Origin of the sequence: Halomonas denitrificans (genome assembly GCA_019800895.1) — a bacterium.
Classification (GTDB): domain Bacteria; phylum Pseudomonadota; class Gammaproteobacteria; order Xanthomonadales; family Wenzhouxiangellaceae.
The window spans coordinates 370,568-384,551 of sequence record JAHVKF010000001.1 but is presented as its reverse complement, the minus strand read 5'-3'; the positions used below and the strand labels follow the sequence as shown (position 1 = coordinate 384,551).

14 protein-coding genes are annotated in these 13,984 nt (G+C 67.0%); 11 read left to right on the top strand and 3 right to left on the bottom strand.

What is annotated here, in order from left to right:
* Positions 1–5: 5 nt before the first annotated feature.
* Positions 6–689 carry a nucleotidyltransferase family protein gene (locus KUV67_01685; protein ID MBY6203578.1) on the bottom strand — a complete coding sequence of 228 codons (684 nt, stop codon included), beginning with the start codon at positions 687–689 and terminating at the stop codon, positions 6–8.
* Positions 690–791: 102 nt separating this feature from the next.
* Here KUV67_01685 and KUV67_01680 point away from each other — a divergent pair, with 102 nt between their 5' ends.
* Together KUV67_01680 and KUV67_01675 are read left to right on the top strand one after the other, a co-directional pair.
* Positions 792–2,072: a serine protease gene (locus KUV67_01680; GenBank protein ID MBY6203577.1), complete on the top strand. Its 1,281-nt coding sequence runs from the start codon at positions 792–794 to the stop codon at positions 2,070–2,072.
* Positions 2,060–3,175, top strand: coding sequence for an FHA domain-containing protein (locus KUV67_01675; protein MBY6203576.1), 1,116 nt, complete (start codon positions 2,060–2,062; stop codon positions 3,173–3,175). The genes KUV67_01680 and KUV67_01675 overlap by 13 nt, the downstream gene beginning before the upstream one ends.
* Here KUV67_01675 and KUV67_01670 read toward each other — a convergent pair.
* Positions 3,137–4,198, bottom strand: a complete 1,062-nt coding sequence (locus tag KUV67_01670) for a phosphotransferase (GenBank protein MBY6203575.1) — start codon at positions 4,196–4,198, stop codon at positions 3,137–3,139. The genes KUV67_01675 and KUV67_01670 overlap by 39 nt on opposite strands.
* A 185-nt stretch (positions 4,199–4,383) precedes the next feature.
* Here KUV67_01670 and KUV67_01665 point away from each other — a divergent pair, with 185 nt between their 5' ends.
* From KUV67_01665 to KUV67_01625, 9 genes are all read left to right on the top strand, one after another.
* Positions 4,384–4,851: an SUF system Fe-S cluster assembly regulator gene (locus tag KUV67_01665; GenBank protein MBY6203574.1), complete on the top strand. Its 468-nt coding sequence runs from the start codon at positions 4,384–4,386 to the stop codon at positions 4,849–4,851.
* Positions 4,852–4,897: 46 nt separating this feature from the next.
* Positions 4,898–6,346 (top strand): Fe-S cluster assembly protein SufB, encoded by a 1,449-nt coding sequence (gene sufB / locus KUV67_01660; GenBank protein ID MBY6203573.1) that lies wholly within the window; start codon positions 4,898–4,900, stop codon positions 6,344–6,346.
* A gap of 82 nt (positions 6,347–6,428) precedes the next feature.
* Complete coding sequence (gene sufC, locus KUV67_01655; protein ID MBY6203572.1) at positions 6,429–7,193, top strand: Fe-S cluster assembly ATPase SufC; 765 nt, start codon at positions 6,429–6,431, stop codon at positions 7,191–7,193.
* Between the two features lie 4 nt (positions 7,194–7,197).
* A complete protein-coding gene (locus KUV67_01650) occupies positions 7,198–8,412 on the top strand; it encodes a SufD family Fe-S cluster assembly protein (protein ID MBY6203571.1) in 1,215 nt (404 codons plus the stop codon).
* Positions 8,413–8,603: 191 nt separating this feature from the next.
* A complete protein-coding gene (locus KUV67_01645; protein ID MBY6203570.1) occupies positions 8,604–9,854 on the top strand; it encodes a cysteine desulfurase in 1,251 nt (416 codons plus the stop codon).
* A gap of 262 nt (positions 9,855–10,116) precedes the next feature.
* Complete coding sequence (locus KUV67_01640; protein MBY6203569.1) at positions 10,117–11,499, top strand: class II fumarate hydratase; 1,383 nt, start codon at positions 10,117–10,119, stop codon at positions 11,497–11,499.
* A 170-nt stretch (positions 11,500–11,669) separates the two neighbouring features.
* On the top strand, positions 11,670–12,161 hold the full coding sequence (locus KUV67_01635) for a PaaI family thioesterase (protein ID MBY6203568.1): 492 nt from the start codon (positions 11,670–11,672) through the stop codon (positions 12,159–12,161).
* Positions 12,162–12,192: 31 nt separating this feature from the next.
* A complete protein-coding gene (locus KUV67_01630; protein MBY6203567.1) occupies positions 12,193–12,648 on the top strand; it encodes a hypothetical protein in 456 nt (151 codons plus the stop codon).
* The gene (locus tag KUV67_01625) at positions 12,645–13,040 is read left to right on the top strand and encodes a barstar family protein (protein ID MBY6203566.1); all 396 of its coding nucleotides are present in this window, start codon (positions 12,645–12,647) and stop codon (positions 13,038–13,040) included. Before KUV67_01630 ends, KUV67_01625 begins: the two co-directional genes overlap by 4 nt.
* 293 nt (positions 13,041–13,333) lie before the next feature.
* Here the strand turns inward: KUV67_01625 and KUV67_01620 are convergent, their stop codons facing one another.
* The gene (locus KUV67_01620; GenBank protein ID MBY6203565.1) at positions 13,334–13,927 is read right to left on the bottom strand and encodes a GNAT family N-acetyltransferase; all 594 of its coding nucleotides are present in this window, start codon (positions 13,925–13,927) and stop codon (positions 13,334–13,336) included.
* Positions 13,928–13,984 lie beyond the last annotated feature (57 nt).

The window sequence follows — 13,984 nt, the reverse complement described above, 5'->3', positions numbered from 1 at the left end:
GACCCCTAGTCCCTTGCCCCTTCCTCCTTCCCAAGCATGCCGTCCAGTTCCGCCAGCCGCTCCGGCGAGCCGATATCCATCCACGTGCCGCGATGGTGTTCGCCGGTGACGCGCCCGGCCGCGATCGCGGCGTCGAGCACCGGGCGCAGGGGCAGGGCGCCTTCGGGAAGCCGTTCGAAGAGGGCGGGCCGGAATACGCCGATGCCGCTGTAGGTTCGTTTCCGCATGCCGGCGGCGCGTACCCGGCCGCCGTCCAGGGCGAAGTCGCCGTCCGGGTTGTGGGGCGGGTTGTCGACCAGGACCAGGTGGGCATCGGCGCCCGGCTCCAGCGGGCCCAGACGGCTCGGATCGAAATCGCACCAGAGGTCCGCGTTGACGACGAGGAACGGATCCGGGCCGAGCAGCGGAAGGGCACGCCGGATGCCGCCCGCGGTCTCCAGCGCCGGCCACCCCTCCTCGGACCAGCGCACGGACACCCCGAGGCGCGCGCCGTCGCCGATCGCGGAACGAAGCGCGTCCCCCTGCCAGCCGGTGTTGACGACCAGGTCGGTCAGGCCGGCCTCGCGCAGCCGCACGATCTGCCATTCGATCAGCGGCCGCCCGCCGGCGGTCAACAGCGGCTTCGGGCGGTCGCGGGTCAGCGAGCGCATTCGCGCACCGCGTCCGGCGGCCAGGATCATCGCGCGCATGGCAAGGCGTCGAGAAAGGGACAGACGACGATTCTAGCCGCCGTCGACCCGCGCGGTCGGTCGGTGCGGTACGCTTCGAACGTCCCGTCCGGAAGCTCCCGCATGTCGCACCTCTTCCGTTGCCTGCTGTTTGCCCTGCTCGCGATCGCCGCGTCGTCGGTCCGGTCGCAGGACGGCGAGTACAGCGAACTGTTCGACGCGTTGAAGCCGGGGCTGTTCACGGTCGAGGTCGTCGACCGGATCAGCAACAACAAGAACGGCATCGGAAGCGCGTTCGCGGTCGGGCCGGACGGCCGCCTGGCCACCAACTACCACGTCGTTTCGGAATTCGTCATCGACCCGGAACGCTATGCCCTGCGCTACCGCGACGCCGCAGGCGCTTCGGGTCCGCTGGAGGTCCTCGACGTCGACGTGCTCCACGACCTCGCCCTGGTCCGCATGGCCGGCGACCGGACGGCGGAACCGGAGCCCTTCGCGCTGGCCGCCGAAGCGCCCCGCGACGGCGCGACGGTGCTGGCCCTCGGCAATCCCTACGACATCGGCATCAGCATCGTTCCGGGCACCTACAACGGCTTGCTGGCCAACCAGTACCGCAAGAACATCCACTTTACCGGGGCGCTGAATCCGGGCATGTCCGGCGGTCCGGCAGTCAACGTGCTCGGCGAGGTCGTCGGCATCAACGTTGCGGGTGCCGGCAACTCGGTGAGCTTCCTGGTGCCCGTCGACAATCTGGTCCGCCTGATCGACCGGGCGCCGGATCGGCCGCCTGCGCTGGCCGATCTGCGCAGGGACATCCCGAGCCGGATCCTCGCTCACCAGGATGCAATGCTCGACGACCTGCTTGCCGGTGACTGGACCCCGGAACCGTTCGGTCCGCTTCGGATCCCGCGCGAAATCCGGCCCTGGATGTCCTGTACCGGCGGCGGTCGCGAGCCGATGGAGGAACTGCCCTGGCGCGAAAGCCGCTCGAACTGCACGCTCAACGACCGGATCTACCTGTCGCGGACGCTGGATACGGGTCCGCTGGAAATCCTGGTCGCGTGGTACGCCAGCGACAGCCTCAACGACTGGCAGATCTCGCGGGTGTTCGAGCAGAACAGTTTCCTCGCATTCAACCGGACCGGTGAGGACGACGTCACCGAGTTCCAGTGCACCGAGGACTGGACCGCGCCGGCATCGCTGGCCCCGGTGCCGTTCAAGGCGACCTACTGCGCGCGGTCCTATGCCGACTATCCGGGCCTGTACGACGTCCTGTTCGTGACCCGGGCCCAGCGCCGGGGTGGCGAGGCGGTCTACATCCACTACACGCTGGCCGGCGTCGGGCGCGAGCAGGCCCGGAGTTTCCACGTTCGCCTGATGGGGTCGATCGAATGGAACTCGTGATCGAGCAGCTCGGCACCACCAACAACGTGCTCGAGCGGCAGAAGTTCGATCAGCACCAGGTCTGGCTCGGCCGCGGCTACGACAACGACGTCATCCTGACCGACGAACACGTGGACGCCCGACACGCCCGCCTGGTGTTCGACGGCGAAGGCGATCTCTGGATCGAGGATCGCGGCAGCATCAACGGCATCCGGCGCCCCCGGCACCGTGTGCACCTCGAGCGGGAGAAGGTCGCCAGCGGCGACGTGTTCCTGATCGGTCGTTCCCGCGTGCGCATCCTGCTCGGCGATCACCCGGTGCCGCCCGCGGTGCGGATCCGCTGGTCGGAGATCCTCCTGCTGTGGCTCGGAAAACCCCCGGTGCTGGTGGCGCTGGCGCTGGCCTACGTCGCGACCAAGATCGCGGCCTCGGCGATGACCACGATCGGTGAGTTCCGCTGGTCGCAGCTGGTCCAGCAGAATCTCTGGGAAATCATCGGGTTCACCGCGCTGGCGGTCGCTGTCTATTTCCTTTCGGTGCTGTTCCGCCGGGGCGGAAATTTCGTCGCTCACCTGAGCCTGCTGATCCTGCTGTTCTTCGTCGCGGGCGCCTTCGATCTCGGCCTCCAGATCGCGGTGTTCAACGCCTCCGACGCCGCCTATCCGCTGCTCGAGGGCCTGGCCGAGGCCCGCGGCTACCTCGTCCTGTTCCTGTACATCTGGAGTGTGCTGTACCTGGCCTTCCACCTTTCGTTGTGGCGACGCACCGCGATTGCATCGGCCGCGGTGGTGGCGTCGTTCACCGTCACGCACCTGCCCGACGATTCGAACTTCGCGTTCCTGGAAAACGAGACGATGCCGATGCAGCCGACCTTTCTTCCGCCGGCCCTGCGTCTGCGCGACGCCGGGCCGGCCGAGCGCGTCGATGCGGACCAGCGTGCAGTCTTCGACGCCGCGGACCGGGCCCGGGAAGAGTTGCTCGAAGAGCTGGCCGAGGCGGAGGCCGCGTTCGGATCCTCGTCGGGCGAAGCTGCAGCGACCGAACTGCCGGAAGAGGGGGCGACGCCTTCGCCGCCGGAGCCGCCGTCAGGCGCTGGCGGCGCGGCGCCGCCAGGCATCGAGTAGGCGATCCAGCTCGGTCAGCTCCGGATTGCGCTCGATGGCGTGGGTCAGGTAGCCGAAGAAGCGCGGCGCATCGTCGAGGTAGTGGGGCTTTCCGTCCCGGTAGCGGATCCTGGCGAAGATGCCGAGGACCTTCAGGTGGCGCTGGGTGCCGACGAAGTCGCAGGTCCTCCGCCATAGCTGGGGGTCGTCGGGCACCGGCAGGCCGATGTCGGCGGCGCGCTGGCGATAGCCTTCGAGCCAGCCGACCACGCGCTGTTCGGGCCAGCTCAGGAACGCGTCGCGGAACAGGCAGACCGGGTCGTAGGCGATCGGGCCGATCACCGCGTCCTGAAAGTCCAGGATGCCGGGGGATCGACGTCCGCTGCCGGCGTTGACGGCCATCAGGTTGCGCGGCATGTAATCGCGATGGCAGAACACCGTCGGCTGGTCCAGCGCCCAGCGAATCAGGGTCATGCACACCATTTCCCAACCGTCCAGCTCGTCCTCGGTCGGCTCGACACGCCAGTGGCGGGCAAGGAACCAGTCCGGGAAAAGCGCAAGCTCCTTCAGCAAGAGCGCGGCGTCGTAGGCCGGCAAGCCGTCGGTCGATGTCGAGCGCTGCATGTCGATGAGCGCGGTCAGCGCGTCGTCGAACAGCCGCGCGGCATTGGACGGGTCGAGGAGGTGGTGATAGGGCGTCGTGCCGAGGTCCGAAAGCAGCAGGTAGCCGTTTTCGCGGTCCTCGGCCTCGATGGCTGGAACGTTCAGGCCGGCGCGATCCAGTCGCTGCGCGACGTCGATGAAGGCGTCGAGGTCCTCGCGCTCCGGCGGCGCGTCCATGACGACGGCGGTTCGCCCGTCGACGACGATCCGGAAGTAGCGTCGGAAACTGGCGTCGGCCGAGGCCGGTGTCCAGCGGATCGCGTTCTGGCGCAGGGCGCCCTCGGCAAAGTCGCGGGCCGCTCGTTCGCGGGCGTCGGGCGTGGCGTCGCGGCACGCGGAGTCCTGTCCGGGGTCGCGGTCGGCATCGGCTCGGTCGATCATCCCCGCATTGTGCCTTCCCCGCCGTCCCCGGTGGCGCTTTCCGTTCGCCGCCGGCACCGCGAGCGGGCAGCGGCGTCGACGCGTTTCGGCTAAAATGTACCAATCTGGTCTTGATTAAGGACGGATTCGTCCCGGACCGGGTTGGTCCTCGGGCCGGCCGACACCATCTACAGGAAGGAGCGGGCATGCTGAGAATCGGCAAGTTGACCGACTACGCAACGGTGCTCATGGCCGAACTGGCCGAGGACATCGGCACCTGCCGGTCCGCGGCCCAGCTGGCCGAGACCACGCGACTCGAGCCGCCGACCGTGGCCAAGGTGCTCAAGACCCTGGCTCGATCCGACCTGGTCGAGTCGGTCCGCGGCGTACACGGCGGGTATCGCCTCCAGCGGGCCGCAGACGAGATTTCCGTGGCCGAGATCATCCGGGCGATGGAAGGGCCGATCGCCCTGACCGAGTGCGGCCTGGAAGCCGGGCTCTGCGCCCGGGAACAGGATTGCAGCCTGCGCGGCAACTGGCGCCGGATCGGCGAAACCGTCGAACGGGCGCTGGCCTCGCTTTCGCTGGCCGACCTCGCCGCGCCGCGCGGTCGCGGTGGAACGCCGGGCCTGAACGTCGTCACGCGGACCGACCCCGTCACCGGACGGTCCTGAAGCGGCCCCGAACAGGAAACACGCCATGAACCAGACCCAGACCGACATGCAGACCGACACGCAGCAGCAGGTCGAGCAGCTGATCACGAGCCGCTACAAGGCCGGCTTCTACACCGACATCGAGTCCGAAACCGTCGGCGCAGGCCTGAACGAAGAGGTCATCGCGATGATCTCGGCCAAGAAGGAGGAGCCCGAGTGGCTGCTGGAATGGCGGCTGAAGGCTTTCCATCACTGGCAGACGATGACAGGCCCGGACTGGGCCAAGCTCGACGTGCCGGGCATCGATTTCCAGAAGATCCACTACTATGCCGCGCCCAAGCAGAAGGATCGGCCGAAGAGCCTCGACGACGTCGATCCGAAGCTGCTCGAGACCTTCGACAAGCTCGGGGTGCCGCTGCACGAACGGGCGCGGCTTGCCGGCGTGGCGGTCGACGCGGTGTTCGACTCCGTCTCGGTCGGTACGACCTTCCAGAAGGAATTGAAAGAAGCCGGCGTCATCTTCTGCTCGTTCTCCGAGGCCGTGAAGGAGCACCCGGACCTGGTCCGCGAGTACCTCGGCTCGGTGGTTCCGTACCGTGACAACTACTTCGCCTGCCTGAACTCCGCGGTGTTCTCGGACGGATCCTTCGTCTACATCCCGCGGGACACCCGCTGCCCGATGGAGCTGTCGACCTACTTCCGCATCAATGCGCGCGACACGGGCCAGTTCGAGCGCACGTTGATCGTCGCCGAGCCGGGGTCGGAAGTCAGCTATCTCGAAGGCTGTACCGCACCGATGCGCGACGAGAACCAGCTTCACGCCGCGGTCGTGGAGCTGGTGGCCCACGAAAAGGCGAAGATCAAGTACTCGACGGTGCAGAACTGGTACCCCGGCGACGAGAACGGCAAGGGCGGCATCTACAACTTCGTGACCAAGCGCGGTGACTGCCGCGGCGACGATTCCCGGATCAGCTGGACGCAGGTCGAGACCGGGTCCGCGATCACCTGGAAGTATCCGTCCTGCGTGCTGCGCGGCGACCGCTCGGCGGGCGAGTTCTACTCGGTGGCCTTGACCCACAACCACCAGCAGGCCGATACGGGCACCAAGATGATCCACCTGGGGCGGAACACCACCAGCAAGATCATCTCCAAGGGTATTTCCTGCGGCAAGAGCTCCAACAGCTATCGTGGGCTGGTGCGGGTCGCGAAGAAGGCCGAGGGTGCGCGCAACTACACCCAGTGCGACAGCCTCCTGATCGGCAAGACCTGCGGCGCGCACACGTTCCCGTACATCGAGTCGGCGAATCCGACCGCCAAGATCGAACACGAGGCGACCACCTCGCGGATCGGCGAGGACCAGCTGTTCTACTGCCAGTCGCGCGGCCTCGACGAAGAGGAGTCCGTGGCGCTGATCGTCGATGGCTTCTGCAAGGAAGTCTTCAAGGAGCTACCGATGGAATTCGCCGTCGAGGCCAAGGCCCTGCTCGAGATCTCCCTCGAAGGCGCGGTGGGATAAGCAAACCAGGGACAAGGGGAAAAGGGGTCAGGGACTAGTCCCTTGCCCCTCGTCCCTTTTCCCGTATGACGAAGGAACGACAATGCTGAAGATCGAGAATCTGCACGTCGAAGTCGGCGGCAAGGAAATCCTGAAAGGCCTGGACCTGGAGCTCGGCGCGGGCGAGATGCACGCGATCATGGGGCCGAACGGTTCGGGCAAGTCGACGCTGGGCTACACGCTGGCCGGGCGCGACGGCTACGAGATCACCGAAGGGCGCATCCTGTTCGAAGGACAGGACCTGGCCGAACTGGAGGTCGAGGAGCGTGCTGCCGCCGGCCTGTTTCTCGCACTGCAGTACCCGGTCGAAATCCCCGGGGTCAACAACGCCTACTTCCTGCGCGCCGCCCTGAACGCCCAGCGCAAGGCGCGCGGCGAGGACGAGGTCGATTCCATGGCCTTCCTCAAGGCCGTGCGCGAGCAGCTGAAGGTGCTGAAGATGGACGAGGCGTTGCTCAAGCGTGCCGTCAACGAAGGCTTTTCGGGCGGCGAGAAGAAGCGCAACGAGATCGTCCAGATGGCGGTCCTGCAACCGAAACTGGCGGTGCTCGACGAGACCGATTCGGGCCTCGACATCGATGCGCTGAAGCTGGTCGCCGAGGGCGTGAACCGCTTGCGCGACGAGCAACGGTCGTTCCTGGTGATCACCCATTACCAGCGGCTCCTGGACTATCTCGAGCCGGACCGGATCCACGTGCTGTCCGACGGCCGGATCGTCGAGAGCGGCGACAAGTCGCTCGCCGAACGGCTCGAGCGCGAGGGCTATGCCTTCCTCGACGAGTCCGCAGACGCGACGGCGGGAGCGTGACGCGATGAGCGCATTGCTCGAACGACTGGCCCCGATCGACGATGCCCCGGACGACGGCTTCGGTGACCTGCGCAAGCGGGCGCAGAAGGTGCTGATGCAGCACGGCTTTCCGCATCGCAAGACCGAGAACTGGAAGTACACCCCGCTGACGCTGCTCGACCAGCGGACCTTCGACGAGGGCCGGACCTCGAGCGAACGGCCCGAAACGCCCGAGCTGCCGTTCGACGGCGCCGTGCTCCACGTGCACAACGGCGAAGTCGATCCCGCCGCGACGCGGCTGCCCCGCGGCGCCACGCTGACCGGCCTGGTCGAGGACGACATCGACGTCGACGCGCTGGTTGCCGACGGGCCGAACGATGCGTTTGCCTGGCTGAACATCGCCCGATTGGGTCAGGGCTGGAAGCTGGTGATCGACGAACCGATCGCCGAGCCGATCGTGGTTCTGCACTCGATCGATCCCGGCTTCGAGTCGGTCGTGCATCCCCGCCTGCACGTCGAGATGACGCCGGACAGCTCGCTGACCCTGATCTCGCTGCAGATCGGCGGCGGTGCGGGCCTGGTCAACGCGGTCCAGGACATGCGGCTCGGCGAGGGCGCGTCGCTGACGCACGTGATCGACCGTTCCGCGAACGACACGGCGTGGATCGAGCACGCCACGGTGCGCGTCGCGGCCCGGGCGACGTACCGCGCCTTCGCATCCGATGCCGGTGGCGCGCTGACCCGCCAGGACCTCCGGGTGTCGCTCGATGCTGCCGACGCGGCCGGCGCGATTCACGGTGTCGCGACCCTGGACGGTCGTTCGTTGGCCGACTACCACACGGCCATCGAGCACCACGTGGGCCCGACCCGGAGCCGCGAGGTGTTCCGGATTCTCGCCGACGACCGAGCGACCGGCGTGTTCAACGGGCGGATCCTGATCGTGCCCGGTGCCGACGACAGCCATTCGGAAATGAGCACGGGCAACCTGTTGCTGAGCGAGAACGCCCGGATCAACACCAAGCCCGAGCTGGAAATCCACGCCGAGGACGTCACCGCCAGCCACGGCGCGACGATCGGCCAGCTCGACGACGATGCGCGCTTCTACCTGCGCTCGCGAGGGTTGACCGACGCCGAGGCCATCGGCCTGCTCAAGTACGGCTTCGCCGCTGCCGCCTTCGACGACCTCGAAGCCGGCCCGATCAAGGACTGGCTGCTGGAGCGCCTGAAGGCGCGAGCCTGAAATTCTTACCGCAGAGGAACGCGGATGAACGCAGATGAACAGCGGAAAGGCGTCGATCCACCGAAAAGGGTCAAGACGTCCACCCCATTGGACCGGGAGAACAGCAACACGTCGTCACAAGAAATTCGGGTCCTGTTTTATCTGCGTTCGTCTGCGTTCATCCGCGGGTGACCATTCAGAGGTACGAGTTCATGGCACGAGCTGAAGACGAAGTTCTCACCCCGCCGCTGGATGTCGAAGCGGTGCGCGCGGAGTTTCCGATCCTTTCGCGGACGGTGCACGGCAAGCCGCTGGTCTACCTCGACTCGGCGGCCTCGGCGCAGCGGCCCCGGTGCGTGATCGACGCGACCTCCCGGTTCTACTCCGAGTACAACGCCAACGTTCACCGGGGCGTGCACCAGCTCAGCGTCGAGGCCTCGGAGGCCTTCGAACGGTCGCGTCAGCTCGTGCGCGATGGCTTGAATGCTTCCTCGGAGCGCGAGATCGTGTTCACCCGGGGGGCGACCGAGGCGATCAACCTGGTGGCCCAGGCCTGGGCCCGGCCCAGGCTCCGGCCCGGCGACGAGATCATCGTCTCGACGATGGAGCATCACTCCAACATCGTGCCGTGGCAGCTGGTCTGCGAGCAGACCGGCGCGGTGCTCAAGCCGGCGCCGATCAACGACCGGGGCGAGCTCCGGGTCGACGAGCTCGAGGCCCTGATCACCGACCGGACGAAGCTGATCGGGCTGGTCCACGTTTCCAACGCGCTCGGCACGGTCAACCCGGTCGAACGCGTCTGCGCGATGGCCCGGGAGCGCGGCATCGTCACGGTCATCGACGGCTGCCAGGCGCTGCCCCACACCGCGGTCGACGTGCGGGCGATCGGCTGCGACTTCTACGCCTTCTCGGCGCACAAGATGTACGGTCCGACCGGCATCGGCGCGCTGTACGGGCGCGAGTCGCTCCTCGAAGCCATGCCGCCGTGGCAGGGCGGGGGCGAGATGATTCTCCGCGTGTCGTTCGAAGGAACCACCTACAACGAGCTTCCGCACAAGTTCGAGGCCGGAACGCCGAACATCGCCGGCGCGATCGGCATGGGCGCGGCCTTCGAGTTCCTCGACCGCATCGGCATCGACGCGATCGCTGCCCACGAGCAGGACCTGCTGACCTACGCCACGGAGCGCATGCAGGCCATCGACGGCCTCCGCATACTCGGTACCGCCGAGCACAAGGGTCCGGTGATTTCCTTCGTCGTCGACGGCGCCCATGCCAACGACATCGGCACCATCGTCGACCACTTCGGCGTCGCCCTGCGCACGGGCCATCACTGCGCGATGCCGGTGATGCAGTTCTTCGACGTGCCCGCAACGGCCCGCGTCTCCTTCGGCTGCTACACCACCCGCGCCGAAATCGACACCTTCCTCGACGCCCTGAACCACGCCAGGACGATGCTGGCTTGACCGGACTGTCCAACTGCGAATCGAACCGCAGATGAACGCAGATGGACGCAGATGAAAAGACCAATGCACTGCATGCAGGGATTCTGGTGCGGCGATCCGGGAATGCGCACGAGTCTGGGCGTCCAGAGTTCTGCCTTTCCTTTCTCTATCTGCGTTCATCCACGTTCGTCTGCGGTTTCCCGAAGTTTTTCGATTCCGGGCTGGATCGCTCCGGGCCTATAATTACGGGCTGACTTTCTCGCAATCCGGACCCGTTTCCCCAATGACCGACACCCGTATCGAAAAGGACAGCATGGGCGAGCTCGAAGTGCCCGCCGATGCCCTCTGGGGCGCGCAGACGCAGCGTGCCGTGAACAACTTTCCGATTTCCGGCCAGCCGATGCCGGAAGCGTTCATCCAGTCCCTGGGGCGGGTCAAGCTCGCCTGCGCGCGGGCCAACCAGACCCTCGGCCTGATGGAGCCGGCCACCGCCGACGCGATTGCCGCGGCGGCCGAGAAGGTCATCGCCGGCGACGTCACCGACCAGTTTCCGATCGATGTCTACCAGACCGGCTCCGGCACCAGCTCGAACATGAACGCCAACGAGGTCATCGCCCACCTGTGCGCGAAGGCCGGCGACGACAGCATCCACCCGAACGATCACGTCAACATGTCGCAGAGCTCGAACGACGTGATCCCGACCACGATCCAGGTGTCGGCCTGTCTCGCCGCGAGCGAGGACCTGCTGCCGGCGCTGGACCACCTCGAAGCGACGATCCGCGCGAAGGCCGGCGAGCTGAAGGACACGGTCAAGACCGGCCGTACCCACCTGATGGACGCGATGCCGGTGACCTTTGGCCAGGAGCTCGGCGCCTGGGCCAGCCAGATCGCCTCCTGCCGCGCCCGCATCGAGTCGGCGCTGGTCCGCCTCAAGCGCCTGCCGCAGGGCGGCACCGCGGTCGGTACGGGCATCAACGCGCCCGCGAGCTTCGGTGAGCAGGTCGCGCAGGAGCTCAAGGTGCTCACGGGCTTCGATTTCGAGTCGGCCGCCGACAAGTTCGAGGGCATCGCGGCGCAGGACGGCGCGGTCGAACTCTCCGGCCAACTCAAGACCCTGGCCGGCGTGTTGATGAAGATCGCCAACGACCTGCGCTGGATGAATTCCGGCCCGCTGGCCGGCCTCGGCGAGATCGAACTGGAGGCCCTGCAGCCGGGCAGCTCGATCATGCCGGGGAAGGTCAACCCGGTGATCCCGGAGGCCACCTGCATGGTCGCCGCGCGCGTGATCGGCAACGATACGACGATCACCGTCGGCGGCCAGTCCGGCAACTTCCAGCTCAATGTCATGCTCCCCGTGATCGGCGCAACGCTGCTGGAGAGCCTGGCGCTGCTGACCAACGTCAGCCGCTTGCTGGCCGACAAGGCGATCGCGTCCTTCACGGTCCGCGAGGACAACATCAAGCGCGCGCTGGACCGCAACCCGATCCTGGTCACTGCACTGAACCGTGTGATCGGCTACGAGAAGGGCGCGGCGACCGCCAAGCAGGCCTACAAGGAAGGCCGGCCGATCATCGATGTCGCGATGGAGACCACGGGCATGAGCCGCGAGGAACTCGAATCGCTGCTCGATCCGCTGAAGCTGGCTCGCGGCGGAGTTTCCGAGTAAGGTTCGTGCATCGGCCCCGCACGCGCGGGGCCCGTATGCCAGTCGGCCCGTGGCATCGATGGACCGGGTCGAAGAACTGCATCGACGAGACGATCGATGGAACGACCGACGGAACGACCGACGGAACGACCGATGGAACGACCGATGGAACGACAGGGAGGACCGAGCCGATGACCGCGACGCTCCCCGACGGCACAGGGCTCCAGGAGTACTTCGCGCCGCACAACGCCTGCTTCGGCTGCGGGCCGGCCAACGAGAAAGGCCTGCGGATCCGCTCCGTGCCGGAGCGGGACAGCGAGCAGGGCCGGGTGGTCTGCCGCTGGACCCCGGCACCGCATCACGAGGCGTTCCCCGGCGTGCTCAACGGCGGCATCATCGGCGCCATTCTCGATTGCCACTGCAACTGGACCGCCGCCTGGCACCTGGCCCGGCAGCGCGACCTGGACACGCCGCCGTGCTGCGTGACCATGGAGTTCAAGGTCCAGCTGCGACGTCCGACCCCGTCGGACCGCGAGTTGACCCTCGTGGCCTGGCCGACCGACGTCGACGGCGACATCGTCACCGTCGAGTCCGAGCTGTCCATCGATGGCACGGTCTACGATCGCTGCACCGGTCGCTTCGTCGCGGTCAAGCCCGGCCATCCGGCCTACCACCGTTGGTAGACGACCGCGGACCGTCTCGCGGGTGAAGCCCTTGAAGAAGATCCTGCCGCTGCTGATCCTCGCGCTGGTCGCGTGGATCGCGCTGGAAAACCCGCAGTTCCTCGAGTCGGCTCCGCAGTCCGGCGCGCCCTCGTCCGAGTCCGCTCCGGCCGGGGACTCCGCCGGCCCGGTCGTTCGCGATGTGGTCGTTCGCGACCGCGACGGGCGCGTCGCCTGGCGCGGCGACATGGACCTCGGCCCGGCGATCGAACGCATCGAACGCGGCGAGTCCGATGAGCACCGCAACGACGGGGCCACGTTCCAGAATCGCGAAGGTCGGCTGCCGTCGAAGCCGCGCGGCTACTACCGCGAATTCGTGGTCCGTACGCCGGGCCTGCGCGGCGTCGGTCCGCAGCGGCTGGTGGTCGGCCGCGACGGCGATGCCTGGTACACGTCCGATCACTACCGCAGCTTCGTCCGCCTGAACATCGAAGTCCGGCCGCCGTGAGCGGCATCGACCTCGACGCGCGCCAGGGCATCGTTCGCCTCGATGATCCATTCGATGCCGACACGTTGGTCGGCCGGTTGAGCGCCGCCGGCTACGAGGCCGTCCGCGTCGACCGCGCACCCGTGTTCGACAGGGACACGCTGATGCACGCCCTCTACCAGGCCCTGGAACTCCCCGCCTGGTTCGGCTTCAATCTCGACGCGCTCGCCGACGCCCTGAACGCCCTCGAACCGAAACAGGGCAAACGCCGGGTGATGGTGTTCCAGGACTTCACCCTGCTCGAAGACGCCGACCCCGACCTCGCCGAAACCTTCTGCGAGATCGTCGACGAAGCCTGCCTGCTCCCCGAAGCCGGTCTCGTCGCGGCGATCCTGTTGCAGGGGAGGGGCTGATTTTCGGCTTCCCGGCAGCGTCCTTTAGATGATGAGCGCAAAGGCGCGAAGGGGCAAAGAGCGCAAAGAAGATCTTTCGTTGGGAAAAGCAGGCCCGCTGGTCGAAGTAGGACCAGGATTGGTCTCGCCGGCGTCAACGAGTCTCTTGCAGATGGGACTGGCTCCATGCCCACCTCTGAATTGCTCGAATTGGCGGTTCGAGTCCAAACCAATCGGCAATAACGGCTTCTCTTTGCGTCCTTCGCTCCTTCGCGTCTTCGCGCTCATCACCTAAAGAACCAGGCTTTTCGCTCTCAGAGGCCCCTCAGCCAGAACGTCAGGGTGTGCGGGGATTCGTGGGACTCTCCGACTTCCTTCCAATCGAAGGCGGCCTGCAGGTCGGGGCGCTTGACGTAGCCGCGGCCGCTCCAGAAGCCGTCGAGCGGGCGGTAGTCGTGCGGGCGTGCCGGGTGGTCGGGGGGGCGGTCGACGGCGCAGAAGGTGGTAATCGCAAGGCCGAGTCGCCTCGCATGGTCCTCGCGCAGGTCGAAGAAGCCGTGGCCGATGCCCCGGCCGCGATAGTCGGGCAGCAGCACCGACTCGCCGAAGTAGAAAACGCTCGCCGGGTCGATGCCGGCGGTTTCGAACGGCACACGGAAGGCGGCGTCGGCAGCCGTCAAGGGCAGGCCGGTCGACGCGCCGACCACGGTCTCGTCGTCGCCGTCCTCGTCGACCACCAGCAGCGTGACCGACTGGGGGCAGTCGACATAGGTCGCCAGGTAGTCGCGCTCGTAGGCCGTGCTTCCGTCGTACAGGTAGGGGTACTCGCGGAACACGGTCGTACGAAGCGTCGCGACCTCGTCGAGCCATGGGGCGAGGGCGGAGCCGGGAACAGTTCGAATTTTCATGGGCCGCGGTCGGTTGCTCCGGGATGCCTGCATAAAGCCTAGCGCGGCTGCGGTAGG

Bases quoted from the DNA above. Each gene is read 5' to 3' on its own strand.
- KUV67_01685 (MBY6203578.1), bottom strand. From the start codon at position 689: ATGCGCGCGATGATCCTGGCCGCCGGACGCGGTGCGCGAATGCGCTCG.
- KUV67_01680 (MBY6203577.1), top strand. From the start codon at position 792: ATGTCGCACCTCTTCCGTTGCCTGCTGTTTGCCCTGCTCGCGATCGCC.
- KUV67_01675 (MBY6203576.1), top strand. From the start codon at position 2,060: ATGGAACTCGTGATCGAGCAGCTCGGCACCACCAACAACGTGCTCGAG.
- KUV67_01670 (MBY6203575.1), bottom strand. From the start codon at position 4,198: ATGATCGACCGAGCCGATGCCGACCGCGACCCCGGACAGGACTCCGCG.
- KUV67_01665 (MBY6203574.1), top strand. From the start codon at position 4,384: ATGCTGAGAATCGGCAAGTTGACCGACTACGCAACGGTGCTCATGGCC.
- sufB (MBY6203573.1), top strand. From the start codon at position 4,898: ATGCAGACCGACACGCAGCAGCAGGTCGAGCAGCTGATCACGAGCCGC.
- sufC (MBY6203572.1), top strand. From the start codon at position 6,429: ATGCTGAAGATCGAGAATCTGCACGTCGAAGTCGGCGGCAAGGAAATC.
- KUV67_01650 (MBY6203571.1), top strand. From the start codon at position 7,198: ATGAGCGCATTGCTCGAACGACTGGCCCCGATCGACGATGCCCCGGAC.
- KUV67_01645 (MBY6203570.1), top strand. From the start codon at position 8,604: ATGGCACGAGCTGAAGACGAAGTTCTCACCCCGCCGCTGGATGTCGAA.
- KUV67_01640 (MBY6203569.1), top strand. From the start codon at position 10,117: ATGACCGACACCCGTATCGAAAAGGACAGCATGGGCGAGCTCGAAGTG.
- KUV67_01635 (MBY6203568.1), top strand. From the start codon at position 11,670: ATGACCGCGACGCTCCCCGACGGCACAGGGCTCCAGGAGTACTTCGCG.
- KUV67_01620 (MBY6203565.1), bottom strand. From the start codon at position 13,927: ATGAAAATTCGAACTGTTCCCGGCTCCGCCCTCGCCCCATGGCTCGAC.